Source organism: Caballeronia sp. LZ024 (assembly GCF_031451455.1).
Taxonomy (GTDB): Bacteria; Pseudomonadota; Gammaproteobacteria; order Burkholderiales; family Burkholderiaceae; genus Caballeronia; species Caballeronia telluris.
Genome location: NZ_JARUXL010000004.1, coordinates 1 through 23,816 on the forward strand (window position 1 = coordinate 1; position 23,816 = coordinate 23,816).

Sequence of the window (23,816 nt, forward strand, 5' to 3'; positions counted from 1 at the left end):
CGCGCAGCGCTCGTCGGCGGCGGCGAAGGAAATCAAGGAACTGATCGACACGTCGGTGTCGCGCGTGCAGTCGGGCACGACGCTCGTCGACGAAGCAGGTCGCACGATGAACGAGATCATCGGCGCGGTGCAGCGCGTGACGGACATCATGGGCGAGATCGCGGCGGCATCGGAAGAACAGAGCAGCGGCATCGATCAGGTAGCGCGCGCCGTCACGCAGATGGACGAAGTGACGCAGCAGAACGCGGCGCTCGTCGAGGAAGCGGCAGCGGCGGCGCAATCGCTGGAAGATCAGGCGGGCAGTCTGCGAACGGCGGTTGCGACGTTCCAGTTGAACGACGAAGAGCCGGCACTTCGCTCGAGTCCCGTGGCAACGCCGAAGGCGAAGGCACGTGGACCGGTCGCCAAACGCATGGAACCGGCCACGCCGGCCACGACGAAGACGCCGGTGCGCAAGCCGGCCGATGCACCGAAGCTGGCCGCGACGGGCGGCGATTGGGAAACCTTCTGAACAGGCCGTGCGGCAGCGGAGTCGCGACCGAACGCGAGGGACCCGGCGTGAGCCGCATAACGGACGTGCCGTCGCCGCTGCACGGCACGATCCGGACTCAGGACTTCGTGCCCGGCTGCTGCTCCCGAAACGCCTTCTCGCCCGCGTCCGATACCTCGACCCACTTCTTGTCGGGCGGTGCATCCGCGACGTAGCGGTCGTGCCAGTTCCACCACTTGTAGGCCGGCGTCTGGGGATATCCCTCGGGCGAATCCTCCCAGACTTCCTGTCGGCCGAGCGGCGTGATGTCGAGGTAGTTCCAGGTGCCACCCATCTGTTCGTCGCCGCGATTGTTCACGAAGTACGTGCGGAACACGCGCTCGCCGTCACGGTAGAACACGTTCGTGCCGTGCCACTCGTCCACGCCGAAGTCTTTGTCGAAGCTGTCCGTGACGGTGAACCACGGCATCTCCCAGCCCATGTGCGCCTTCAGCCGCGCGATGTCCGCCTGAGGCGCGCGCGAGACGAAGACGAGCGTGGTGTCGCGGGCATTCAGGTGGGCGACGTGAGCGACCTGGTCTGCCACCATCGAGCAGCCGCGGCACGCATGATCGGGCCAGCCGAACACGCCCGGCTCGAAGAACGCGCGGTAGACGATCAACTGTCGACGGCCGTCGAACAGATCGAGCAGGGTGAGCTTGCCCGCCGGTCCGTCAAAGGAATAGGTCGTGTCGACCGCCGTCCACGGCATGCGCCGGCGTTCGGCGGCGAGTGCATCGCGGGCGCGGGAGTGGGCCTTCTCCTTCACGAGCAATTGCTCGCGCGCCGCCTCCCATTCCTTCTGCGATATGACCGGCGGCGTCTGCATGGCGGGCTGTCCATCCGTTTGTCCCTTCATGGCTGATTCAGTCATGGCTTTCGACATCTCCTGATTGGGGCGATTCGCATGCCTCGTGTGGAAGCGCGATTCGACTCGTTGCTCATCGCTCGTGGTGGGCCGTGAGACAGTTTCGCACCGCGCCCCGCTTGCCGGGAGTAACAAGTGTGGCGGGTTTTCGATGGAGTCGCTGACGACAGCCGCGTCCCGCCGGCTCTGGGGCAGCCGCCTCTCACCGAAGATGAACGGAGAAAAGTGGCGGAGTCCGCCACCGACATGTTTCTCGCCCGCTACGCATGCGCGGTGCCGCTTCATGGCGGATCAGGCCCTGCATGCCCTAAAGCTTCAGCCGGATCGTCCGATAAGACGTTAAACAACGATCCGGAGATTGCCATGCAGCGCGGAACCATCGGCATTCTGTGTGTCTCGGCGGCAATTGGCCTTGGGACAGCGGTCGCGCCGCCCATCATCAATGACCGCGACTGCCACGCGCGGCTCGCAACCTGGGCGAGCGAGCACGGCGCGGGTCGCGAGCAGCTCGACGGGCAGTCCGGCGGCGCACCAACGCCGTTCATGAAAGGACCGCAGGACGCGCCGCAGTGGAAGCCCGTTTGCCGCAGAAGCGAGGACACGTTCAACTTCGGGATGCTCGGGCTTTCCCTGTTCTTGACGTTATTCACCGGAAGCTACGCCTGCTGGCTTTTGAGTCGAGTCTGCACGATGACGATGCGCCGCCTGACGGGTCGCTCGACGCGAGTCGACGTGCCGGACGATCGCGCTGTGATCGTATGGAGCGTGCGCGATGCCGACATGCTTCGCATCTACAGCGCGCGTGATCGCCGCTGAAGCTTCCTCTTCCATGCCGCAAGGGTATGGAGCGAGACTCGATCGGTATTGGACGGCGTGCATGGGGTTCCCCTATTCTGGCCCGGCAATGAACTGCCAGACCCACCAGAACAGAGTGCCAATCGCACGGAGACACCATGAGCACGCCACTCGACGTTTCGTCGCTGATCGACCGGGAGCCCATTCGCCCCTTCCAATGGATGATTTTCATTCTGTGCTTCGCGACCGCGCTATTCGACGGTTTCGATACGCAGGCGATCGCCTATACCGGGCCCGCGATCATCGCAGCGTTCGGCCTGCGCCCCGGCGATCTCGCGCCGATTCTCATCGCAGGCACGCTCGGCATGACGATAGGCGCGATGACGCTGGGCCTCTTCGGTGACCGGGCGGGAAGGCGTCCGGCGCTGCTCGGCGGCGTCGCGATCTTCAGCGCGGCGTCCCTGCTGACGGCGTTCGCCGGCAACACCGGCCAGATCCTGGCCCTTCGTTTTATCGCGGGCTTAGGGATGGGCGGCTGCACGCCCGTGCTGCTCGCGCTCGCCGCCGAATTCGGTCCCGCGCGGCATCGTGGCGCGATCATGACGGGCGTGCTGCTCGGTCTTCCCGCCGGCGCGATGCTCGGCGGGTTGCTTGCGGCGCGCATGATGCCCGTCATCGGCTGGCAGGGCGTGTTCGTCGTCGGCGGGGCGGTGCCGCTGGTGTTGCTCGCCGTGCTTTATTTCCTGCTGCCCGAGTCGCTCAACTACCCGATCAGCCGGTCGCGCGGCAACGCCAGCGAGTCCGTGCGCAAGACGCTTGGCCGCATCGTCCCGGCCGCGCTTCCCGCCGACGTCGTGTTCAAGACACCCGAGACGGCCGCTCGCGCAAGCGTCGCCGCATTGTTCGCCGACGGCAACGCGCGCAACACCATCGCCATCTGGGGCGTGTATCTGTTCAACTGGATCGCCTGGTTCATGCTGCTCTCGTGGTTGCCGACCGTGCTCAAGACAGCTGGGCTGCCCGCGACGCAGGCGCCGATGGGCACGGTCGTCGTCAACGCGGTCTTCATCGTCTGCGCGATACCGCTTTCCATCCTGCTTCCCAAAGTGAACACGCGGCGCCTTCTGATCGCTCTGCTCGCGCTCGGCATTGCGATCGCGGTCGGACTCGCTTACGCGGGCACGTCGTGGGGACTCGTGTTCGTGCTGGCGGGCGCGGCGGGACTCGGCATCGGCGGCCAGCAGATCGCGCTCAACTATCTCGTCGTCGGTGCCTATCCGACGACCCTGCGCGCCACCGCGACCGGATGGGCCATCGGCATGGGCCGCGTCGGCGCGATCGCGGGTTCGGCGGTCGGCGGCAGCGTGCTGTCCATGAGCGGTCCGTCCGGCTTTTACATGGCTTTGGCATTGCCGCTGGCTGCCGCATTGCTCGCGGTCACCGCGATCCGCACGAAGCATCGTGCCGTCGATGCCGGGCTTGCCGCCGCGCACTGACATCACAAGCAGACCGGGCGCGCGCGACATCGAAAGCCCGGCGACTATAAAAAGAAACGGCTCGCGCCGTCCACCGACCGCGCAGTAAAGAAGCCGGACCTACCTACCTCGACAGCACCTCTTTTGCGATCGGACGCGAGCATCGATGCTCGCGGTCCGTCGCATCGTCGCGTGCATGGGGCTTGCGCCCAAGGGCGCATCAGAACGACAGCGAAGGAGATATCGCATGCGTCAAATCGATGTTCATCAACTGGCCGACGACGCCCGCTTCGGAGGCTTTCACGCACTCGTGCTGTTCTGGTGCGCGCTCATCATCATTTTCGACGGCTACGATCTTGCCGTGGCCGGCATCGCGTTGCCATCGATCATGAAGGACATGAACGTCAATCCGACGAGCGCGGGCTTCATGGTCAGCTCGGCGCTCTTCGGCATGATGTTCGGTGCCGTGTTCCTTGGAACGATAGCGGACCGCATCGGCCGCCGGCGCGCCATCGCCATCTGCATCGTGCTCTTTAGCGTGTTCACCGCCGCAGCGGGCCTAACGCGCGATCCGGTGATGTTCGGCATCACGCGGTTCCTCGCGGGCCTTGGCATCGGCGGGGTCATGCCGAACGTCGTGGCGCAGATGACCGAATATTCGCCGCGCAGAATGCGCAGCACGATGGTGACGCTGATGTTCAGCGGCTACTCGGTCGGCGGGATGCTGGCGGCCCTGCTCGGCAAGGGCTTGATCGAACGCTTCGGATGGCAGTCGGTGTTCGTCGCCGCAGGCTTGCCGATCCTGCTCGTGCCCGCCATCCTCAAGTGGATGCCCGAGTCGATGCCCTATCTCATCAGGACGGGCCGCATCCCGGCGCTCAAGCAGATCGTTGCGCGCATCGAACCGGGCTATGTGCCCGAGGAAAGCGACCGGTTCGCGCTGCCCGGCGAGGACGTCGCGCACGCGCCGCCCATCGGCAAGCTGTTCACGGATGGCCGCGGCTTCAGCACGGCGATGCTGTGGATCGCGTTCTTCATGTGCCTCTTCATGGTGTATGCGTTGAGTTCGTGGCTGACGAAGCTGATGGCAAGCGCAGGTCACAGCCTCGGCTCGGCGCTGACCTTCGTGCTCGTGCTCAACTTCGGCGCGATGATCGGCGCGATAGGCGGCGGATGGCTGGCCGATCGCTTCAACATCAAGTACGTGCTGATCGCGATGTACGCACTCGCCGCGGTCTCGATCAGTCTGCTCGGGTTCAAGGTGCCTGCGTGGACGCTATTCGTGCTCGTCGGACTGGCGGGCGCATCGACCATCGGGACGCAGATCGTGACGTATGCGTTCGCCGGTCAGTTCTATCCGATGGCGGTTCGCGCGACGGGCATCGGCTGGGCGTCGGGCGTCGGGCGCAGCGGGGCGATCCTCGCGCCGATCGTGATCGGCGTATTGGTCAGCATGACGTTGCCGCTTCAGCAGAATTTCATGGCGATCGCGGTGCCGGGCGTGATCGCGGTGCTTGCCGTGTCGCTCATCAACCAGCGCCGCTCGGATGCCGCCGTCGGATGCGCTAGCGCAGACCGCGCGCTGGCCGAGACCGTCTGAATCGACGCTGCGCGCGCGGGTCGATGCGCGCCGACGGAAACTATGGCAATCTCGTCGGGCTTTTGCATTGCCAGATTGTCGAATGTCCGTCGCATCAGATCCAATGGGAGGAATCATGCAAGGAACGCGAATCACAGTGGTCGCAATGGCTGCCGCTCTTGGTGTTGCCCTCAGCTTCGCGCCGGTTGCGATGGCGCAGACGGCCGACGCCGCCGCATCGGGTACGGGCCAGGCGGCCAAGGCCGAGAAGAAGGCGCAGAAACACGCCTCTCATCAGGCGACTAAAGCAAAACGAACGGCCGATCTAAAGGAAGCCGAGAAGAGCGGCTACAAGCCGACCGGCGAAGAAGCGAATTATCCGCAGAACGTTCAGGGCAAACCGGGGCAGAAAGCGCCCTAAGACGTGCTTACAGGCGCGTGCGCCTGAGCCTGTCGCCGTCGCGTTCACCAGGACACGCGACGGCGAACGATCGTTTTACCATCGTCGTCACCTTTTTCGTTTGCGGACCTTGCCCGCTTCCTTGGCTTTAGGCGTAGAAAACATCGGCATGCGTTCCTGAATCCACTTGAGCAATTCAAGCGGACCGGCGGCGAGCGGCCTGTCGATCTTGACCAGCACTCTTGCCTGCGCGCCTTCGAACAGAGGATGTGCAATGGGGATCGTCGTCAGCTCGCCGGACGCGAGTTCCTTATAAGCGGCGAATTCTCCGATCAGCGTCACGAAGTTCTCCGCCGACACGAAGCGCTTGAGCGCGCGTAGCGAGTTGGTCGTCAGCGTCGGGCGAATCGTCGTGTTCTCGGCAAGCTCCAGCATCTTCACGACATGACCGATCCCGAACGTCGGCGGCATCAGCGCGAGCGGATACGCGCGCAGATCGTCGATGCTCGCGGGTCCTTTTCGCCGCGCGAGCGGATGATCGCTGCGCAATAACAGCACGACGGGCTGAGGCGAACTCGCAAGATATTCGATGCGCGGATGCGGCGGCGGATTGTACGCAAGGCCGATATGCGCCCGGCTTTCGGCGACTTCGTCGAGTATCGCGTCGACTGCGAGCGTCTCCATGCCGATCTCCAGATTCGGATACTGCGCGCAGAACGGCGCGAGCACGTCGTCGACGAGCATGTCCACGTAACCCTCGCTGACGGCGAGCCGGATATGCCCTCGCTGAAGGCCTTTCAACGCCTGAAGCTGGTCTTCGAGCTTTTCCTGCTGCGAACGATAGCCCTGCCAGAACTCAAGTAAGTGCGCCGCCGCTTCCGTGGGCCGGACGCCACGCGCCTGTCGTTCGAACAGCGTCGCGCCGAGTTCGTCTTCGAGCAGCCTGATCTGCCGCGTGATGACGGAGGGCGACGTGTTGATGTTGTCGGCGGCGCCGCGAATGGAGCCGTGCGTGAGCACCTCGTGGAAATATCGAAGGCGCTGCTGATTGATCTCTCGCATTTCGTGGCTCCAGGACAGATAAGTGTTGCTCGCAAGGCAACGATACGTGAACTTAGTTGCTCTTGCTACCCCGGTGTGGCGCTGCCACCATGCACTCAACCCCAGCGACGGGCCGAGTGAAGGAAACCGGGAGACACCCATGTCAGCAATCCATCCATCGAAGGCCGGCGATGCCGCCTCGACGCTCTATAGCAAGCTCAACTGGCGGCTCTTGCCGTTTCTGGTCGTCTGCTACATGTTCGCGTATCTGGACCGCGTGAACGTCGGCTTCGCGAAACTCCAGATGCAACACGATCTCGGCTTCTCCGATGCGGCCTACGGCGTCGGTGCCGGCATCTTCTTTCTCGGCTATGTGTTGTTCGAATTGCCGAGCAACCTGATGTTGCCGAAGATCGGCGCACGCCGGACGTTCAGCCGCATTCTCGTGCTATGGGGCATCACATCAGCTTGCATGCTGTTCGTGCGCAACGTGCCGGCCTTCTATGCGATGCGATTCCTGCTCGGCGTCTTCGAAGCGGGATTCGCGCCGGGGATGATCTATTACCTGTCGTGCTGGTACGGGCCGGCGCGTATGGCACGCGCCATTGCACTCGTATTCGTTGCCGGGCCGCTGGGTGGCATCGTCGGCGGACCGGTGTCGGCGTGGCTCATTACGACGCTGTCCGGCGTCGGCGGCCTGAGCGGCTGGCAATGGATGTTCCTCGTCGAAGGGCTGCCATGCATCGCGCTCGGTCTGCTCACGCTGCGTGTCCTGTCCGATCGTCCCGCCGATGCTCGCTGGCTGAACGACGACGAGAAGCGCCTGCTCGATCGCGAGACGGCACCCAGCCTGCATCGCGCGGATTCGTTCAAAGAGGTGCTGAAAAGCCCGAGAGTCTATGTGCTCGCGATCGCCTACTTCAGCATCATCTTCCCGATCTATGCACTCAGCTTCTGGCTGCCGACCTTGCTGAAGGATCAGGGCGTAAACGACACGATCCGCCTTGGCTGGTACGCGGCGATTCCTTATGTGGCAGCCGCGATCGGCATGTACCTCGCGGGACGACGCTCCGACCGGCTGGGCGAAAGACGCTATCACTGCGCGATTCCGGCGCTTGCCGGGGCGGCCTGCCTGATTGCCACCATCTTCGCCGACGGGCATCTCACGCTGACACTCGTCGCCCTGACGTGTGCAACCGCCGGTCTCTGGATGGCTTACACGGTGTTCTGGGCGATCCCATCGGAGCTTGTCGAGGGCAGCGCGGCGGCGGGCGGCATCGCGCTCATCAATACGGTCGGATTGTCGGGCGGATTCTGGGGCCCCGCTGTGTTCGGCTGGACCAAGACCTGGACGGGGAGCGTGCACGCGGGACTGCTCGTCATGGCTTGCGTAGCGGCGGCCGCGGCGATCCTGATCCTGACGGCCAGGTTCACGCTCAGAAAAGACTGCACCTTCGAACCCGTTGCCACCAGCAATTCCGTCGTCTGATCGAAACCAATCGCTTTGGAGCGTAAAAACATGAACATCCTGATCGCCGGTTTTCAGCATGAAACCAACACGTTCGCGCCGACTAAGGCCTCCTATACGAGCTTCATTCAAGGCGAAGGCTTTCCGCCGATGGTACGCGGCGCCGATGTGCTCGCGCTTCGCAACGTCAACGTTCCGATCGGTGGATTCATCAAGGCCGCTGAGGCTTACAGTCACGACCTGACGCCGGTGATCTGGGCCGGGGCGAGCGCTTCGGCGCACGTCACGACCGATGCGTTCGAGCGGATCTGCGGCGAGATCGTCGCGGCCGTCAGCGAAGGCGGATTCGATGCGGTCTATCTCGACCTGCACGGCGCGATGGTGACCGAGCAGATCGACGACGGCGAAGGCGAGATCCTGAAGCGCGTGCGGCGGATCGTCGGCGATCGCATGCCGGTGGTGGTCTCGCTGGACCTTCATGCGAACGTGACCGAGCGAATGATCCGGCACGCGAGCGCGCTGGTGGCATACAGGACCTATCCTCACGTCGATATGGCGGAGACCGGCGAGCGCGCCGCGCGGATTCTCGAACGCCTCGTGTCCGAGCAACGGCCGTTGCACTGCGCGTTTCGTCGCGTTCCGTTCCTCATCCCGGTGAATGGCATGTGCACGCTCGTCGCGCCGGCGAACGACATGTACCGTCTGGTGTCTGCACTGGAAGACGAGTCCGTGGTATCGGTGTCGTTCGCGCCGGGTTTTCCTGCCGCCGATTTCGCCGAGTGCGGACCCACGATCTGGGCCTCTTCATTCAGCAAGGAAGCGGCGGAACGCGCGGCGGATGCGCTGTATGCGAAGCTCGTCGATGAAGAGTCTCGCTGGGACGTGCCTTTCCTCACGCCCGATGAAGCTGCGCTCGAAGCGATCAGCTTGAGCCGCGCGGCGAGCAAGCCCGTCATCATCGCGGATACGCAGGATAACCCGGGCGTCGGAGGCGATTCGAACACGATGGGCATGGTGCGGGCGTTGCTGCGACACGGCGCGAACGATGCGGCCGTCGGCGTGATCTGGGACGCAGATGCCGCGGCCGCCGCGCATCGGGCGGGCGTGGGCGCGCGCATCCGGATCGCGCTGGGAGGCCGCTCGGGCGTGCAAGGCGATGCGCCGCTCGAAGCCGTGTTCGAAGTCGAGCATCTTTCAGATGGACGCTTCCGTTTCGATGGCCCGATGCTCAACGGAATGCGCGGGGAACTGGGACCGGTTGCGTGCTTGCGGATCGAAGGCGTGAGGATCGCGGTGAGCTCGGTGAAGATGCAGGTCTTCGATCGCAACCTGTTCCGCGTTGCAGGCATCGAACCCGAGCGAATGAAGATTCTCGTGAACAAGAGTTCGGTGCATTTCCGGGCGGACTTCGAGGCGATTGCCGAAGCGATCCTCGTCGCGAAGGCGCCCGGACCGATGGCCGCCGACCCGGCTGATTTGCCGTGGAAACATCTCGACGCGGACATGCGCGTGCGGCCGATGGGTCAGCCGTTCCGTTCAATGTGCCCCGTCACTGCCTGAGCCAACCTACCGTTACCGACACATCGAAAAGGAGAAGAACCATGCCGGATCAAGTCAACGCTCGGCGTCGTCGCTTGCTGCAGACGACCGTCGCGGGTATCAGCATGATGGAACTGGGGTTGAGCGGTCTCGTTCAGGCGCAATCGAAGGAGGGCACGAGCGGCACGAAGTCGGGCACGCCTCGCGCCGGGTTTGCCGCGATCCGCCAGGTCAAGGCCGGCACGCTCGATATCGGCTACGCGCAAGCGGGTCCCTCGAATGGCCCGGTCGTGATCCTGTTGCACGGATGGCCCTACGACATCTATAGCTTCGCCGAAGTCACGCCGTTGCTCGCGGCCGCTGGATATCGCGTCATCGTGCCGTACTTGCGGGGCTACGGATCGACGCGCTTTCTCTCCGCCGATACGCCTCGCAACGGACAGCAGGCGGTCGTCGCCGTCGACAGCATCGCGCTGATGGATGCGCTGAAGATCGACCAGGCCGTGCTCGGCGCCTTCGACTGGGGCGCGCGCACGGCGAACATCATGGCCGCGCTGTGGCCGGAACGATGCAAGGCGATGGTGTCGGTGAGCGGGTATCTGATCGGCAGTCAGCAGGGCAACAAGGCGCCGCTGCCGCCGCAGGCCGAGCTCGCGTGGTGGTATCAGTTCTATTTCGCCACCGAGCGCGGCCGTGCGGGTTATGAGGCCAATCGCCACGACTTCAACAAGCTGATCTGGCGTCTCGCCTCGCCGAAATGGAACTTCGATGACGCGACTTACGACCGCTCGGCTGAATCGTTCAACAATCCGGACCACGTAGCGGTCGTGATCCACAACTATCGCTGGCGGCTGGGGCTCGTCGAGGGCGAGGCGCAATACGACGCGCTGGAACAGCGTCTGGCGATGGCACCCACCATCTCCGTTCCGACCATCACGATGGAAGGCGATGCCAACGGCGCGCCGCATCCCGATCCTGCGGTGTACGCAAAAAAGTTTACGGGCAAGTATCTGCATCGGACCATCGGCGGCGGTATTGGGCACAACCTGCCGCAGGAGGCGCCGAAAGCCTTCGCCGATGCGGTGGTCGACGCTTCGCGCCTTGCGTGACCGATAGCGTCGCGAGCCGCGCATTCGTCAGAGGGAAAAGCCTTCGGCGAACGCCTGGCGCAGATAGGCGACGAAGACCGCGACGGCACGCGGCACGTGCGGCGCATAGGGCCGCACCACATAGAGCTGGTCCGCGAATCCGCCGACCGGGCGCCATTCCGGCAGCAGCGCGATCAGCCGGCCCGAGCGTATCGCGGTCTGCGCTGTGAAATCGGGCAGCAGCGCGATGCCCAGGTCGTCGAGTGCGGCATCCCTCAGTACCTCGCTGTTGTTGGCCGAGAACGGGCCGTTCACCGTCACCGTGACGGGACCCGTGCTCGGCTTGCGGCCCGCCTTGCGCTCGAACGACCAGATGCCCGCGTTCATGCCGCGCGGATAGAACAGGCAGTCGTGCGCGGCGAGATCGGCGGGGGTCTGTGGCATGCCGCGCCGCCTGATGTACGCGCGCGTTGCCGCGATCACCGAACGTGTTTCGCACAGCTTCCACGCGACGTGCGTCTCGGGCACCTGCGCGCTATGCCGAAGCGCCAGATCGAAGCCTTCGGTCGCGATGGAACTGAGGCGGTCCGATGCTTCCAACTGCACGCTGACTTCCGGATTCGCGCGCAGGAATTCGGCCATTCTCGGGATGAGTTGCTGCCGCGCGAACGCCACCGGAGCCGTGACGCGCACGAGGCCGCGCGCGACGCCCGCCAACTCGCGGACGGTCGCGAAGCTCGTCGCGATCTGGTCGTACTGCGGCCGCGTGTTCTCGACGAGACGCTGGCCCGCCTCGGTGAAGCGCACACTGCGCGTGGTGCGCTGAACCAGTTGAACGCCCGCGACACGCTCCAGTTCCGCGATGCGCTGGCTCATCGCCGCCTTGCTGACGCCCAGACGCGCGGCGGCGGCGGTATACGTGCCTTGCTCGGCGAGCACCGTCAGCCAATGGAGATGCGTCCACAGTCCCTCGATATTTTGCGTATCCATGTTCGATTGTTCGCTATGGAAAACAATGATTTCAATCATAGCGTCTTTGCAGGAAGCGGGGAGCTTCCTACACTTGCGTCACGCCAATCATACGTAGAGGAGTCGACATGCAAGCCTTCAGCGACAACGCCGACGTCACCCATTTCATCCACGGGGAACCTGTCCGCGGATCGGGGACGCGCACGCAGCCGGTATTCAACCCGGCGACGGGCCAGCGCGCGCGCCAGCTTCTGCTGGGCGAGGCGGCCGACGTGGATGCGGCGGTTGCGAGCGCAAAGGCTGCGTTTCCCCAGTGGAGCGACACGCCTCCCATTCGCCGTGCGCGCGTCATGCTGCGCTTCCTCGAACTGATGAACCGCCATCGCGATGAACTCGCCGCCATCATCACGGCCGAGCACGGCAAGGTCTTTTCCGACGCGCAGGGCGAAGTCTCGCGCGGCATCGACATCATCGAATTCGCTTGCGGCATTCCGCAGTTGCTCAAGGGCGACTACACGGAGCAGGTCTCGACCGGCATGGACAACTGGACGGTGCGGCAGGCGCTCGGCGTCGTGGCCGGCATCACGCCGTTCAACTTCCCGTGCATGGTGCCGTGCTGGATGTTCCCGATCGCGATCGCGGCGGGCAACACGTTCATTCTCAAGCCGAGCGAGCGCGATCCGTCGGCGTCGCTCTTCATGGCGCGCCTGCTGAAGGAAGCCGGGCTGCCCGACGGCGTGTTCAACGTGGTTCAGGGCGACAAGACGGTCGTCGACGCAATCCTCACGCATCCGGTCATCAAGGCGGTGAGCTTCGTGGGCTCGACGCCGATCGCCAACTACATCTATGAAACCGGCGCCAAGCACGGCAAGCGCGTGCAGGCGCTCGGCGGCGCAAAGAACCACATGGTCGTGATGCCGGATGCGGACCTCGATCAGGCCATCGACGCGCTGATCGGCGCGGGCTACGGCTCGGCGGGCGAGCGTTGCATGGCGATCTCGGTGGCCGTGCTGGTCGGCGATGTCGCGGACAAGATCGTGCCTCGCCTCGCCGAACGCGCGCGCAGCCTGGTCGTCGGCAACGGCATGGAAGACACGGCGGAGATGGGGCCGATCGTCACGCGGCAGGCGCTGGAGCGCATCGAAGGCTACATCGCGATGGGTGTCGACGAAGGGGCGTCGCTGGTCGTGGACGGTCGCGGGTTGAAGGTGGCGGGTCACGAAGACGGCTTCTTCACGGGCGGCACGCTGTTCGATCATGTCACGCCGGAGATGCGCATCTACAAGGAAGAGATCTTCGGGCCGGTGCTGGCGTGCGTGCGCGTGAAGGACTTCACGGAAGCGGTCGATCTCGTGAATGCGCATGAATTCGGCAACGGCGTAGCGTGCTATACGCGCGACGGCCACGTGGCGCGCGAATTCGGACGCCGCATCGAAGTAGGGATGGTCGGCATCAACGTGCCCATTCCGGTCCCGATGGCGTGGCACGGATTCGGCGGCTGGAAGCGCAGCCTGTTCGGCGATACGCACGCCTATGGCGAGGAAGGCGTGCGCTTCTACACGAAGCAAAAGTCGATCATGCAGCGCTGGCCGGAGAGCACGGAGAAGGGCGCGGAGTTCGCAATGCCGACGTCGAAATAACGCTGCTGCGGTTTGAGTCGATGAAGGGCGTCGGGCGAGGAATCGCGTGGCGCCCTTTTTGCATTTGCCGCGCCCGCCGTTCAAATTGCCTATCCTTCGGTGTATCAGTCTCGAGTGAGAAGGGAACACCTAAGCATGCAGCGACAATTCGACGATCTGGTCCTCGGTAGCATCGAACTGTTTTGCCTTGCAGCCGAACTAGGCAGCTTTACGCTTGCCGCAACCTCGGCAAGCGTGACGCCCGCGGCCGTGAGCCGCGCGGTTGCGCGCCTCGAGGAGCGGCTTGGCGTGAGGCTCTTCGTGCGAACGACGCGCCAGATACGCTTGACCGACGCCGGACGCAGCTACTTCGAGCATTGCCGCCAGGCACTGGCCCAGCTCGTGGACGCCGAGCGGGAAGCGACGGGCCAGCAGACGACACCGGCCGGCGTCCTGCGCATCAGCATGCCCACACCCTACGGCCACGGTCGCGTGCTGCCGCTGATCGCCGAATACCGCACACGATACCCGGACGTGACCGTCCAAGTGCATCTAAGCAACCGGAATATCGATTTCGCCGAGGAAGGTTTCGATCTCGCGATTCGCGGGCGCGCGCCCAGGGACTCGGGCCTGATCGCGCGCAAGCTGGAAGACGCCGAACTCGTCGTCGTCGCGTCGCCGGCGTATCTGAAGCGAGCCGGCACGCCCGCAACGCCCGGCGATCTCGCGAGGCACGATTGCATCCAATACGAATTGCCGAGTAACGGCCGGAACATCGCGTGGTCGTTCATGATGGACGGCGAGAGCGTCGAGGTGATGACGGGCGGCGGCTATGGCTCGTCGGGCGACGTGCTCGCGGGCGTAACGCTGGCTCGCCACGGCGCCGGGCTGTTTCAGACCTACCGCTTCACCGCCGCGCAGGATCTGGACAATGGCACGCTGGTGGAAGTCCTTGGCGAGTTCGGTGGCTGCACGCGGCCGTTCATCCTGCTGTATCCGCATGCGCGACACGTGTCGTCGAGAGTGAGAACGTTTGTGGATTTCCTCATAGAAGAGCTGCATGCATGAACGCAACGCGCGATTCACGCATGTTCGATCAACCCCAATGAAGAGACGTGACATGAACAGTCGTACTGAACACAACCCGCTGTTGCAACTGCTCGGCATCGCCAAGCCGATCATTCAGGCGCCAATGGCGGGCGTGAGCACGCCGGCGCTTGCCGCAGCGGTTTCTAACGCGGGTGGACTGGGCTCGCTCGGCGTGGGCGCGATGAACGCCGAAGGCGCGCGCAAGGTGATTCGCGAGACGCGTGCGCTTACGGACAAGCCCTTCAACATTAATGTCTTCTGCCACGAACCGGCGGTCCTCGATGAGACGACCGAGCGCGAATGGCTCAACTGGCTCAAGCCGCATTTCGACCGCTTCGGCGTTGCCCCGCCCGCTACGCTCGGCGAGATCTATACGAGCTTCAAACGCGACGAGGCGATGGTGAATGTGTTTCTCGAAGAGAAGCCGCCCATCGTCAGCTTTCACTTCGGGCTGCCTTCGCCGCAAGTGATTTCGTCGCTGAAGGCTGCGGGAATCAAGTTGCTTGCGTCCGCGACGAACGTTGCTGAAGCCACTCAGGTGGCCGATGCCGGAGTCGATGCGATCGTCGCGCAAGGCATCGAAGCGGGCGGCCATCGCGGCATGTTCGATCTTCAGGCATTCGATGACGGCTTGGGCACGTTCGCCTTGACGCGTTTGCTCGCGCGCAGCGTCGATCTGCCGGTGATCGCCGCCGGCGGCATCATGGATGGTGCGGGCATCGCGGCGGCGCTCGCGCTCGGTGCGCAGGCGGCGCAACTCGGGACCGCGTTCGTCGCGTGTCCGGAGACGTCGATAGACGATGGATACCGGCGCGCGATTCTGAGCGATGCCGCGCGTCATACCATCCTGACGTCGGCCATCTCGGGCCGGCCTGCACGCAGCATGGTGAACCGTTTCACCGACCTGGGGCATTCGGAGGGAGCCCCGAAAGCGCCGGACTATCCCGTGACCTACGATGCGGGAAAAGCGCTGCACGCTGCCGCCAAGGCGCAGGGTGAATTCGGCTATGGCGCGCAATGGGCGGGGCAGGCTGCCTCGCTTGCGCGCCACTTGCCAGCCGTCGAATTGATGGCGCAACTCGAAGCGGAGTTCGACGAGTGCGTGAAGGGACTGCAACGCTTCGGCGCGTGATGTCTTTCGGGTGACATTGCTAAAGGAGCGAATTATTTGCTCCCGGCAATGTGTCACCTGAAACGAGCCAAAGGCAAATTCTCCGGCATTTCCTGCCATTGGCGGGAATGAACGACCGCACGAATACGCCGTAATTCTTATTCGTCTGACTTAATTCCGGAATGGCGCTCTGAAATTCCGGAAACGGCGTTTCGCGAACGACGCAAACGATTTTATGCCGAAATTATTTCCGATGGAATATATATTTAATAAAAAATAGCTATTTTTACCGAGTAATTTATGCCGTTTCAGGTCTGATCAGTAATATGATTAGGAATATCTGCCAAAGATTTAGCGCATAGTTAGGAGTATTTTCCGTCATACGATATTAGTTAAAGCTGTTCTTTTCTTTCTTCTAAGAGTTACATTGTGTTACGTCTCGGGTAGTTATTGCCAAATATACTCATGCCTTCTGAGTACTAACGCACATACTACCGATGCGACCTGCCATTTCTCCTGCCGCCAAAGTCGAAACTGCCGAATCGAACCGCTTTCAACTCAATAAGTCTTCCGTATCACGTCGAAATTTCCTGTCCATGCTGATGGCCGGTGCGGGAAGCGCAGCGCTCGCCGCTTGCGGCGGAGGAGGCGATATTGCCGATTCCGGTGCGGATGTAGCGGGTGTTGCCAAGGCTGCGACCACGGCATCGCCGGATGGAACGGTCATTCCGTCGGCGACGTCGATCATCGATTCGTCCGGCAATAAGTGGACGCTCGTCAGCAGCCGCGTAACGAAGAACGGTGCGGGCGTGGCGACGGGTTCGCCCGCCGCGTTGACCACGATTCTCTGGTACGGCGGCGTGATCTACGCCAAGAACTCGGCGGGCACATGGTACAAGAACGGCAGTTCGTGGACCTCCATCGGAACGGTCGACCCGCGCACGAAGACGACAACGGCGGCGGCCGCAGCAGCACCGCTCTTCTACGGCATCAACGGCCACATGGCCTACGGCACCGGCATCTACAAGACGCTGGGTCCGGCTGCCCAGCTCGCGATGCTTAAGGACCTCGGCGTCACCAACTATCGTGCGGACGTCGCAAGCGACGGCATGGCGCAAGTGATCGCCGACGCGCTGCGCGGACCGTTCGCGAACAGCGGCGTGTCGATCCTGCCTGTGCTCAATCCGCTCTCGTGCGGCTGGAGTCCCAATGCCTCAGAATCGGCGTCCTATACGCTCGGCTACAACCTGGCTGTCGGTTGCACGAAGGTGCTGAAGGGGCTCGTCAAGTTCATCGAGTGCGGTAACGAACTCGACGTCGCGCTCAAGATCAGCGGTAACGGCAGCAACTTCAACAACTGGAGTCCGACGATGTGGCCGTCGTTCCGTGGCGTGATCCGCGGCATGATCGACGGCGTGAAGGCGATCGACCCCACCATCAATTGCGGCGTGAACGTCGGCATCCCGATGGCGTATGGCGCGTTGCAGATGCTCTGGCGAGGCATCACGCCGAATGGCACGACGGCAGGTCTCGCGAACGCGGCCGCCGTTCGCTGGGACTTCACGACCTATCACTGGTATCACAGCTCGGGCGACATCCTGTGCGGCTGGAACAACAACGCGTGCCAGGACGTTCTGCAGGTGCTCAAGGACTCGTTTGGCAAGCCGATCTGGCTGACGGAATGGGGCTGGACCGGCGGCGTCGATTCCGGCCAGGCGGCCGCGGATTACGTCACGAAGACGCTCACCGAATATCGCTCGATCAAGGACAAGTACAACATCCAGTCCGTGATGATGTACTGCCTCGTCGATGCGAACTATGGATTGATCCAGGCGAACGGCACGACCAAGAACCCGGCTTACGCCGCGTTCAAGAACTTCGTCGCTGCAAACCCGGTGTCGTGATCGACCGCATCACGTAACACCCACACGTAACACCCTCACGCAACACAATCACGCACCGTCCGCCGTGCTGGTGACGCCGCGCCTCTCATCGCAGGCGGGCGTACCGCACGGATCGGTTTTCGACTTCCCATCGCATGCGCGATGGGGTGCTCTTCACAGACCGAGCAACCATCGAAGGACCGGTTCGCCATAACCCGGCGGCAAGGCCCAGGTGCCGGTCGCGCTGAAGTCCCATCGCGATCCGTAGCTTGCCGGGTCGCTCATTTGCGCGGTCGTCATCCGGCTCGAAGCCGGGGCAGCCGTGCCGGCTCCGGCGCCGACGAGCGCGCCGGATGTATCGGCGTTCCAGTAGACATCGCCGGCGATCGTGCCGGTGTTGTTGCCGGCAATGCCGCCCGGCCGCTGCGTTCCCGCACCGGCAGGCGTCACCGATGACGTGGTGAACGACTGCCCGATCGTGCCGCCGTTGTTGCCCACCAGCCCGCCACGATAGTTGCCTCCGTCGACGGAGCCGCTCGAATAGGACTGTGTGATCGTGCCGCGATTGGCGCCCGCCAGTCCGCCGACCTGGCTGCGCGCGTCGCCGCTCGCGTTGCCGAGCGAATACGACTGCACGATGGTCCCGTCGTTCTCGCCGACGAGGCCGCCCGTCGCGCCCTGCCCGGACGTCGCCCCACCGCTCCAGCCGCGTTCGATCGAGCCGCGGTTCACGCCGACGAGCCCGCCGGCCGCCGAGCCCGTTGCGGCGCTCGTCGAGACGGAGCCCGTGGCGCCGACGTTGACCACCCGCCCGTCGTTCACTCCCGCGAGTAGGCCAACCGGTCCTTGCGAGGACGATGCGGTGCTGCCGGCGATCACGAAATTACGCACGACCCCCGTCTTGCCGATGTCTGCGAACAGTCCCGTGCCTTGTGACGACGTGCCGGACACGTTCATGCTGCTGAGCAGATGTCCCATGCCGTCGAACTGTCCGGTGAAAGGCTTCGCCGCACTGCCGATTGCGTGCACTGCGTTCGGCGCGTAGCCGAGATCGAAACTCGTGCCGAGCGCATAGTTGCCGCCCAGGTTGTTGTTGACCGCGTTCAGATCGGCCGCCGAGTTGACGAGCCGGTAGCCTGTGACCTGCGTGACGAGCCCGCTGAAGGGCGCCGGACTCCATGACGGGTTCGTGATGACGGTGCCCGGCTTGTAGCTGCCGTTCATGTCGTAAAGCGCTGTCACGATACCGGTGCTGCGCGACCAGTCGAACGTGCCGTTGTTGGTTACGCTGCCGTGGTTGTCGATCGAGTTGCTGTCGGCACGAAGGGTCAGGCTGCCTGCGCCCGCGTTGGCGATCGTCGTGCCCGGCGCGACGCTCACCGAGCGAGTGGCATCGAGCGTGAGCGACGATGCGCCTTGCCATCGAATATCCGATCCCACGCCAATATCGCCGCTCGCCTCATTGGCGCCGGTCGCGTTGAGCACAACCGACGTCCCGCCCGAGAGGCTATCGGCGAGCGTGTTCGCAGTCGGCTTGTCGATCGTGAACTCGGGCGACGTCAGGTTCCATTGCGCCGCGCGGACCTTCGCGCCGGCCACCTTCAACGTATCGGCGTTCATGTCGACCGCGCCGCCGCTGCCGTCTGCATTGCGCGCAGCGATGTTCGCACCGCGCGCATCGACGGTGCCGCCATCGGCGACGAGCCACACGTGACCTTCGCGCGTCTCGGTGCCCGTCGCGCGCAACGCACTGTTCTTTCCCGCGAGCGCGTAGACGTTGCCGTCGGCGGCCTGCAGGTTGATCTGCGCGGCTTGCACCGTGCCGGAGTTGATAGCCCGGCCGTGGCTCGGCATCTCCACCGTCACTTGCGGCCCATAGGCATAGTCGGACAGCAAGACCTTGCTGCCGGCGACGAGTTCGGCGGAGCCCTTGGGCGCATCGATGGTGCCCGCGTTCACGACATCGCGACGCGCGATGAGGAACACATCGCCGCCGCTCGAACTGATCTTGCCGAGGTTGACCACTGCGCTGTTGGACGTGCCCTCTAGCGACAGCGAGTCGAAGCCGTTCATGAAGGCGTTGTTGTCCGCGTCGAGCGTCGACGCGACGAAGCGTCCGCCGGTTGTGATCACGCCGCTTTTACCGACGACCACGCCATGCGGGTTGATGAGATAGACGCTGCCGGTGGCTTTAAGCGTGCCGTCGATCGTCGACATCGCGTTGCCGGTGACGCGATTGAGCGTCGCGCCCGATCCATTGTTGATCGAGACCGTGCTTCCCGCGCCGATCGAAAAACTGTTCCAGTTGATGATGCCGCGCGCGCCCGACTGCGTGATGTCGAGGTTGGCGCCATTGCGCGCGATCGTGCCCGTGCCGCCGACGAACTGGCCGTTCTGCGGCAAGGGCGGCGCGGCAAACACATCGGCGACGTCGATGCCGAAACCCATGCTTAAGGCGACGAGCGCCGCTAAGGGTCGAAGCCTTAAGGGCCGCGTGCGACCCGCGGCAAAGCCGAGCGGCTTGGCGCTCTCAGGACGGTAATTGGAATGCCGCATGTGCTCCTCCAGTGCGCGGATGTCCCCGTTTGATAATTTTTTCAAATTGTTATCCATCACCGTCCAAGGCAGTGTAACAGAGCGAATTTGAATTTCTAGAGGGGAAAAGGAGGGTGCGAACCACGCGTGCTTAGCGTGCTTGGGCCGGCGCCGCTTAAGGGCAAGCGCTGGCTTGACTGGCCTCAGGCGTCCATTCACGTTTGCCCTGTCTTTAGCGCTTTTTGCGCTCGATAAGCATCGACGGGCAATCCGGCCCAACCCCAATTTTCTTTCTCGACTTCCTGTATCACGACGAAGGTGGCTTCGAGTGGCTTATTCAGTACATCGCGCAGCAATTCGCTGACGCCCCTGATGAGCTGCGCTTTTTCATCGGCGGTGACGGCATCGGTGCCGGGCGTGTTCCCTTCGCGAGTCACCTGGATTGTGACGATAGGCATGTTGCACTCCTTCGAAAGAGGGCGCCCGCAAGCGCCCCGACTGAGTTTTAGTGGCCGGCGCTTTGACCGCCGTCGACGTGCAGGATTTCGCCGGTGACGAACGGCGCGGCGTCGAGATAAAGCACCGCGTTCACGATGTCGCTCATCTCGCCCATGTGTCCTACGGGATGGAGCGCGCCCAGCGCTTCGTGCGTATCGGGCGCATGCATCGGCGATTTGATGATGCCTGGCGATACCGCGTTAGCCCGAATGCCGGCCTTGGCATATTCGATCGCGATCGACTTGGTTGCCGAGTTGAGGCCGCCCTTGGTGAGCGACGCGAGCGCCGAGGGAACGCCGCTGACCGCGTGGTCGACGAGGCTCGTCGTGATCTGGACTACATGCCCGCTGGCCCGCTTTTCCATCTCGGCGATTGCCAGTTGCGTGACATGGAAGAACCCATTGACGTTGACGTTGAGAACGGCGGCATAGTCTTCCTGCGTGTACTGAGTGAAAGGCTTCGCGATGAAAATACCGGCGTTGTTGACAAGCGTGTCGATGCGGCCGAAGCGTTCGATCGCTTCGTCGATGACACATTGCGCGACCTTGCGATCGCCGATGTCGCCGGCAATCGCAAGGACATTCGGGTCTTCGGACGGCTTGATCGAACGCGCAGTCGCGACCACGCGATAGTCGCGTTCGCGGAAAGCCTTGACCAGTTCGGCGCCGATACCTTGCGATGCGCCCGTGACGACGACCACTTTCTGTGAGTTGCTCATGATGCGTAACCTCGAATCAGTAGATTGGCTGTGTGCCGATCGGGCCAACGGCGCCGATGGATACCAATCTAGGCTTATCGAGGCGTGTTGCGTACACCCGCCACGGACAAACAGTTTTGAGTCGCGAGAACAAATGGATTCTCGCGCCCGGCTTATTGCGTTGCGTGCCTTGCTGCATCCTCGATCACGGCGGCAACCTGCTGCGGGCGCGACTCGTACACCGAATGACTTGCGCCGGGAATGACCGTCGTGTGGCTGTGCGCGCGTGCGTAGTACCAGCGTTCAAGATCCGGGCTGATGATCTTGTCGTCGGCCGCGACGATGCCCCAGCTCGGCTTCGTGGTCCAGGCCGCCTCGGTCAACGGCGCCGAGAAGACTTTGGCGGCGGTCAGCATCTGCGAACGCGATTCGAACCGGGCTTGCTTGAGCGGCAGGTCGGCGGCGAAGTCCTTTGGAAAGACGGCGGGATTCAGGTAGGTGTAGCCGTCATCGGTCTTTTCGACTGCGCCCGTCTGCTTCGATGTATAGCTCGGCTTGCCCTTGCCGAGCGCGGCCTCGTCTTCGCCGACATTCGGCGCGTGAGCGGCGACATAAACCAGACCGACGACGTTCGAATGAACCCCGGCTTCGGTGATGACGGAGCCGCCATAGCTGTGGCCGACAAGGATCGTCGGACCGGCTTGCAGGTCGAGGACGCGCTTTGTCGCCGCGACGTCGTCTTCGAGCGACGTCAGCGGTTCCTGCACCACGCTGACATGGAAGCCGTCGCGCGTCAGGATGTCATAGACCGGCTTCCAGCCGGAACCGTCGACCCACGCGCCGTGGACCAGAACGATATTCTTGACCGTCTTGGGATGGTGCGGGGCGTCCTGCGCCATCGCACCGGCCGATGAAAAGATGGAAAGGGACAGGGCGAGGACCGAAGCCGCGCGCGACAAAGTATTCATTCGAAACTCCATAGGGGTAAAGCAAATGCAGGATGGCCGCCTCTGGAACGTCGAGATGTCATGCGCGCGGCCATCGGCACGACATCCCGCACACGTGCTTAGCTGCCGAAGTAGAGCTTGCAGAAGCTTGCCGGGCCGACGCACGCCGAATTCATTGCGGTGTGCGACGCCTTGCCGGAACCTGACGTGCCGTTTTGCGCGACGCCGCCATAGCCAAGCTTCGCCTGGGTTTGATCCTGTTGAGCAGCGACCTTTGCTTCAGCGGCCTGGATGTCCGCGGGATAGTCGGGGTCGCTGGCGCGCGCCGGGTTGTATCCGGCCTTTTCAACTTGAACGAGATCGGCGCGAACTTCGGCGCGCGTCACCGGGCCATTGGATTGAGCGAAACTCAGAGCGGGAGCAGCGAATGCGCCAGCAACAAAGGCGAGACTAACGAGAAGCTTTTTCATGACGTGATACTCCTTGAAGAGAGGTGAGTGAAACATTTGGGTAATGCATGAAAACGGTCATGCGGGTTTAAATAACGGTTAGGCATCCATAGGGATAAAACATCGGATATGAGTTATTTTTCGCTGGCTGTTCGTTGGATCGCTTGCAGGTTCAGCCATGAACGTAATGTAGTCGCGGTTGCGGCTTGAACCTAGACCTACGAACGGCGGTCGGGAGACAACGATCGTCGTATGCGCGGATACATCCGGATGAGTCGCGCGAGCCTGGTATGTTCGTTCGCGTGAAGAACTGAGCCTTCGGGATAAACGCGCGAGTCACGCGTATTAACGGGTCATACGCAGGTATGAGGGCGGGTCGAATCGGGCCGCGAGCGCTTCGGTTTTTCGCCCGTCTAAAGAAATCACCTACCTAAGACGCGCCGTGGCCCGTACTCGGGTATTCATGCTTTGCAGTTCGATCTCGTCTGGTTATGATTCAATTTTGAGATGACGCATCGCGGGGCGCGAAGTGCCTTGCGGAAAGCGCGCCGTTCGCCACGAATCCCTGCATTGCCGAGTCGCCGATGACTTCATCACCTTCGACCCCCTCCCTCGTCTATATCGTCGACGACGATGCGGGCATGCGCACGTCCCTGTCGTGGCTGCTGGATTCGGTCGGAATCAAGTCGCTTTGTTTCGCGAGCGCGGCCGAGTTTCTCGCTGCGTTCGATCCCACGATTTCAGCATGCCTCGTACTCGACGTGCGCATGCCGCAGGCGAGCGGCTTCGACGTACAGGGCGCGCTGAACGAACAGGGCGCGACCTTGCCGATCATCTTCGTGAGCGGTCACGGCGACATACCGATGTCGGTGCGCGCGTTGCAGAACGGCGCGATCGATTTCGTCGAGAAGCCCTACAACTCGCAGCAGATGCTCGACCGCGTGCAGCGGGCGTTGAAGCTCGCAGCGCAGCGTCATGCAGCGGACCAGAAGCGGCGTGAATTGATGAAGCGGATTGCATCGCTGACGGCACGCGAGCGGGAGGTGCTGCGCGGTGTCGTCGATGGAAAGGGCAGCAAGCTCATTGCCGCCGATCTCTCGATCAGCGTGAAGACCGTGGACGTCCATCGCGCGAGCATCAAGGAGAAGCTCGGCGCGTCGTCGATCGCCGCGCTGGTGCGCGACGTGATGGCCGTCTGGGACGAGAACGCGCAATCGGAAGCGCCGCCGCGCTGAGC

Annotated in this window: 21 protein-coding genes and 1 pseudogene; 14 read left to right on the forward strand and 8 right to left on the reverse strand. The window is 63.2% G+C overall.

All coding sequences use genetic code 11. From position 1 onward, the window contains the following. Nucleotides 1-511, forward strand: a 511-nt coding sequence (locus tag QCE48_RS22160; RefSeq protein WP_309794320.1) for a methyl-accepting chemotaxis protein, incomplete at its 5' end; no start/stop codon positions are given. 97 nt (nucleotides 512-608) lie between these two features. Here QCE48_RS22160 and QCE48_RS22165 read toward each other — a convergent pair. Next, nucleotides 609-1,403 (reverse strand): DUF899 domain-containing protein, encoded by a 795-nt coding sequence (locus QCE48_RS22165; RefSeq protein WP_309782126.1) that lies wholly within the window; start codon nucleotides 1,401-1,403, stop codon nucleotides 609-611. A 180-nt stretch (nucleotides 1,404-1,583) separates the two neighbouring features. On the opposite strand from QCE48_RS22165, the pseudogene QCE48_RS22170 reads away from it, so the two are divergent. From QCE48_RS22170 to QCE48_RS22190, 5 genes and pseudogenes are all read left to right on the forward strand, one after another. Next, nucleotides 1,584-1,664 (forward strand): annotated as a pseudogene (locus QCE48_RS22170) (TetR/AcrR family transcriptional regulator C-terminal domain-containing protein); the annotation flags it as partial. Continuing rightward, complete coding sequence (locus QCE48_RS22175; RefSeq protein ID WP_309794375.1) at nucleotides 1,644-2,213, forward strand: hypothetical protein; 570 nt, start codon at nucleotides 1,644-1,646, stop codon at nucleotides 2,211-2,213. The pseudogene QCE48_RS22170 and the gene QCE48_RS22175, both read left to right, overlap by 21 nt. 137 nt (nucleotides 2,214-2,350) lie before the next feature. Further along, complete coding sequence (locus QCE48_RS22180; RefSeq protein WP_309782127.1) at nucleotides 2,351-3,688, forward strand: MFS transporter; 1,338 nt, start codon at nucleotides 2,351-2,353, stop codon at nucleotides 3,686-3,688. A 226-nt stretch (nucleotides 3,689-3,914) separates the two neighbouring features. After that, on the forward strand, nucleotides 3,915-5,267 hold the full coding sequence (locus QCE48_RS22185) for an MFS transporter (RefSeq protein WP_309782128.1): 1,353 nt from the start codon (nucleotides 3,915-3,917) through the stop codon (nucleotides 5,265-5,267). Nucleotides 5,268-5,382: 115 nt separating this feature from the next. Further along, nucleotides 5,383-5,667: a hypothetical protein gene (locus tag QCE48_RS22190; protein WP_309782129.1), complete on the forward strand. Its 285-nt coding sequence runs from the start codon at nucleotides 5,383-5,385 to the stop codon at nucleotides 5,665-5,667. 87 nt (nucleotides 5,668-5,754) lie between these two features. Here QCE48_RS22190 and QCE48_RS22195 read toward each other — a convergent pair whose 3' ends face one another. Further along, nucleotides 5,755-6,708 (reverse strand): LysR family transcriptional regulator, encoded by a 954-nt coding sequence (locus QCE48_RS22195; protein WP_309782130.1) that lies wholly within the window; start codon nucleotides 6,706-6,708, stop codon nucleotides 5,755-5,757. Nucleotides 6,709-6,847: 139 nt separating this feature from the next. On the opposite strand from QCE48_RS22195, the gene QCE48_RS22200 reads away from it, so the two are divergent. The 3 genes from QCE48_RS22200 to QCE48_RS22210 are packed head-to-tail and all read left to right on the forward strand — an operon-like array spanning nucleotide 6,848 to nucleotide 10,803. After that, nucleotides 6,848-8,176, forward strand: coding sequence for an MFS transporter (locus QCE48_RS22200; protein WP_309782132.1), 1,329 nt, complete (start codon nucleotides 6,848-6,850; stop codon nucleotides 8,174-8,176). 30 nt (nucleotides 8,177-8,206) lie between these two features. Continuing rightward, nucleotides 8,207-9,715 (forward strand): M81 family metallopeptidase, encoded by a 1,509-nt coding sequence (locus QCE48_RS22205; RefSeq protein ID WP_309782133.1) that lies wholly within the window; start codon nucleotides 8,207-8,209, stop codon nucleotides 9,713-9,715. 41 nt (nucleotides 9,716-9,756) lie between these two features. Further along, nucleotides 9,757-10,803, forward strand: a complete 1,047-nt coding sequence (locus QCE48_RS22210) for an alpha/beta hydrolase (protein WP_309782135.1) — start codon at nucleotides 9,757-9,759, stop codon at nucleotides 10,801-10,803. Between the two features lie 27 nt (nucleotides 10,804-10,830). Here the strand turns inward: QCE48_RS22210 and QCE48_RS22215 are convergent, their stop codons facing one another. Next, a complete protein-coding gene (locus QCE48_RS22215) occupies nucleotides 10,831-11,772 on the reverse strand; it encodes a LysR family transcriptional regulator (RefSeq protein WP_309782137.1) in 942 nt (313 codons plus the stop codon). Between the two features lie 107 nt (nucleotides 11,773-11,879). On the opposite strand from QCE48_RS22215, the gene QCE48_RS22220 reads away from it, so the two are divergent. The 4 genes from QCE48_RS22220 to QCE48_RS22235 all read left to right on the forward strand — a co-directional run bounded on the left by QCE48_RS22220 (nucleotide 11,880) and on the right by QCE48_RS22235 (nucleotide 17,474). Continuing rightward, nucleotides 11,880-13,391, forward strand: coding sequence for a CoA-acylating methylmalonate-semialdehyde dehydrogenase (locus tag QCE48_RS22220; RefSeq protein WP_087632079.1), 1,512 nt, complete (start codon nucleotides 11,880-11,882; stop codon nucleotides 13,389-13,391). Nucleotides 13,392-13,526: 135 nt separating this feature from the next. Beyond that, a complete protein-coding gene (locus QCE48_RS22225; RefSeq protein WP_309782138.1) occupies nucleotides 13,527-14,438 on the forward strand; it encodes a LysR family transcriptional regulator in 912 nt (303 codons plus the stop codon). A gap of 52 nt (nucleotides 14,439-14,490) precedes the next feature. Then, nucleotides 14,491-15,591 carry a nitronate monooxygenase gene (locus QCE48_RS22230; RefSeq protein ID WP_309782139.1) on the forward strand — a complete coding sequence of 367 codons (1,101 nt, stop codon included), beginning with the start codon at nucleotides 14,491-14,493 and terminating at the stop codon, nucleotides 15,589-15,591. A 575-nt stretch (nucleotides 15,592-16,166) separates the two neighbouring features. Further along, complete coding sequence (locus QCE48_RS22235; RefSeq protein ID WP_309782141.1) at nucleotides 16,167-17,474, forward strand: glycosyl hydrolase; 1,308 nt, start codon at nucleotides 16,167-16,169, stop codon at nucleotides 17,472-17,474. A 153-nt stretch (nucleotides 17,475-17,627) separates the two neighbouring features. On the opposite strand, the gene QCE48_RS22240 is transcribed toward QCE48_RS22235, so the two are convergent. The 5 genes from QCE48_RS22240 to QCE48_RS22260 all read right to left on the reverse strand — a co-directional run bounded on the left by QCE48_RS22240 (nucleotide 17,628) and on the right by QCE48_RS22260 (nucleotide 22,600). Beyond that, nucleotides 17,628-19,901: a filamentous hemagglutinin N-terminal domain-containing protein gene (locus QCE48_RS22240; protein WP_309794322.1), complete on the reverse strand. Its 2,274-nt coding sequence runs from the start codon at nucleotides 19,899-19,901 to the stop codon at nucleotides 17,628-17,630. Nucleotides 19,902-20,203: 302 nt separating this feature from the next. Next, nucleotides 20,204-20,446, reverse strand: coding sequence for a 4-oxalocrotonate tautomerase family protein (locus QCE48_RS22245; RefSeq protein WP_309782145.1), 243 nt, complete (start codon nucleotides 20,444-20,446; stop codon nucleotides 20,204-20,206). Nucleotides 20,447-20,493: 47 nt separating this feature from the next. Further along, nucleotides 20,494-21,204, reverse strand: coding sequence for an SDR family NAD(P)-dependent oxidoreductase (locus QCE48_RS22250; RefSeq protein ID WP_309782147.1), 711 nt, complete (start codon nucleotides 21,202-21,204; stop codon nucleotides 20,494-20,496). 152 nt (nucleotides 21,205-21,356) lie between these two features. Beyond that, nucleotides 21,357-22,151 carry an alpha/beta hydrolase gene (locus QCE48_RS22255; RefSeq protein ID WP_309782149.1) on the reverse strand — a complete coding sequence of 265 codons (795 nt, stop codon included), beginning with the start codon at nucleotides 22,149-22,151 and terminating at the stop codon, nucleotides 21,357-21,359. A gap of 98 nt (nucleotides 22,152-22,249) precedes the next feature. Beyond that, a complete protein-coding gene (locus QCE48_RS22260) occupies nucleotides 22,250-22,600 on the reverse strand; it encodes a DUF4148 domain-containing protein (RefSeq protein ID WP_309782151.1) in 351 nt (116 codons plus the stop codon). A gap of 563 nt (nucleotides 22,601-23,163) precedes the next feature. On the opposite strand from QCE48_RS22260, the gene QCE48_RS22265 reads away from it, so the two are divergent. Then, entirely contained in the window at nucleotides 23,164-23,814 is a 651-nt protein-coding gene (locus tag QCE48_RS22265; protein WP_309782152.1) for a response regulator, read from the forward strand. Nucleotides 23,815-23,816 lie beyond the last annotated feature (2 nt).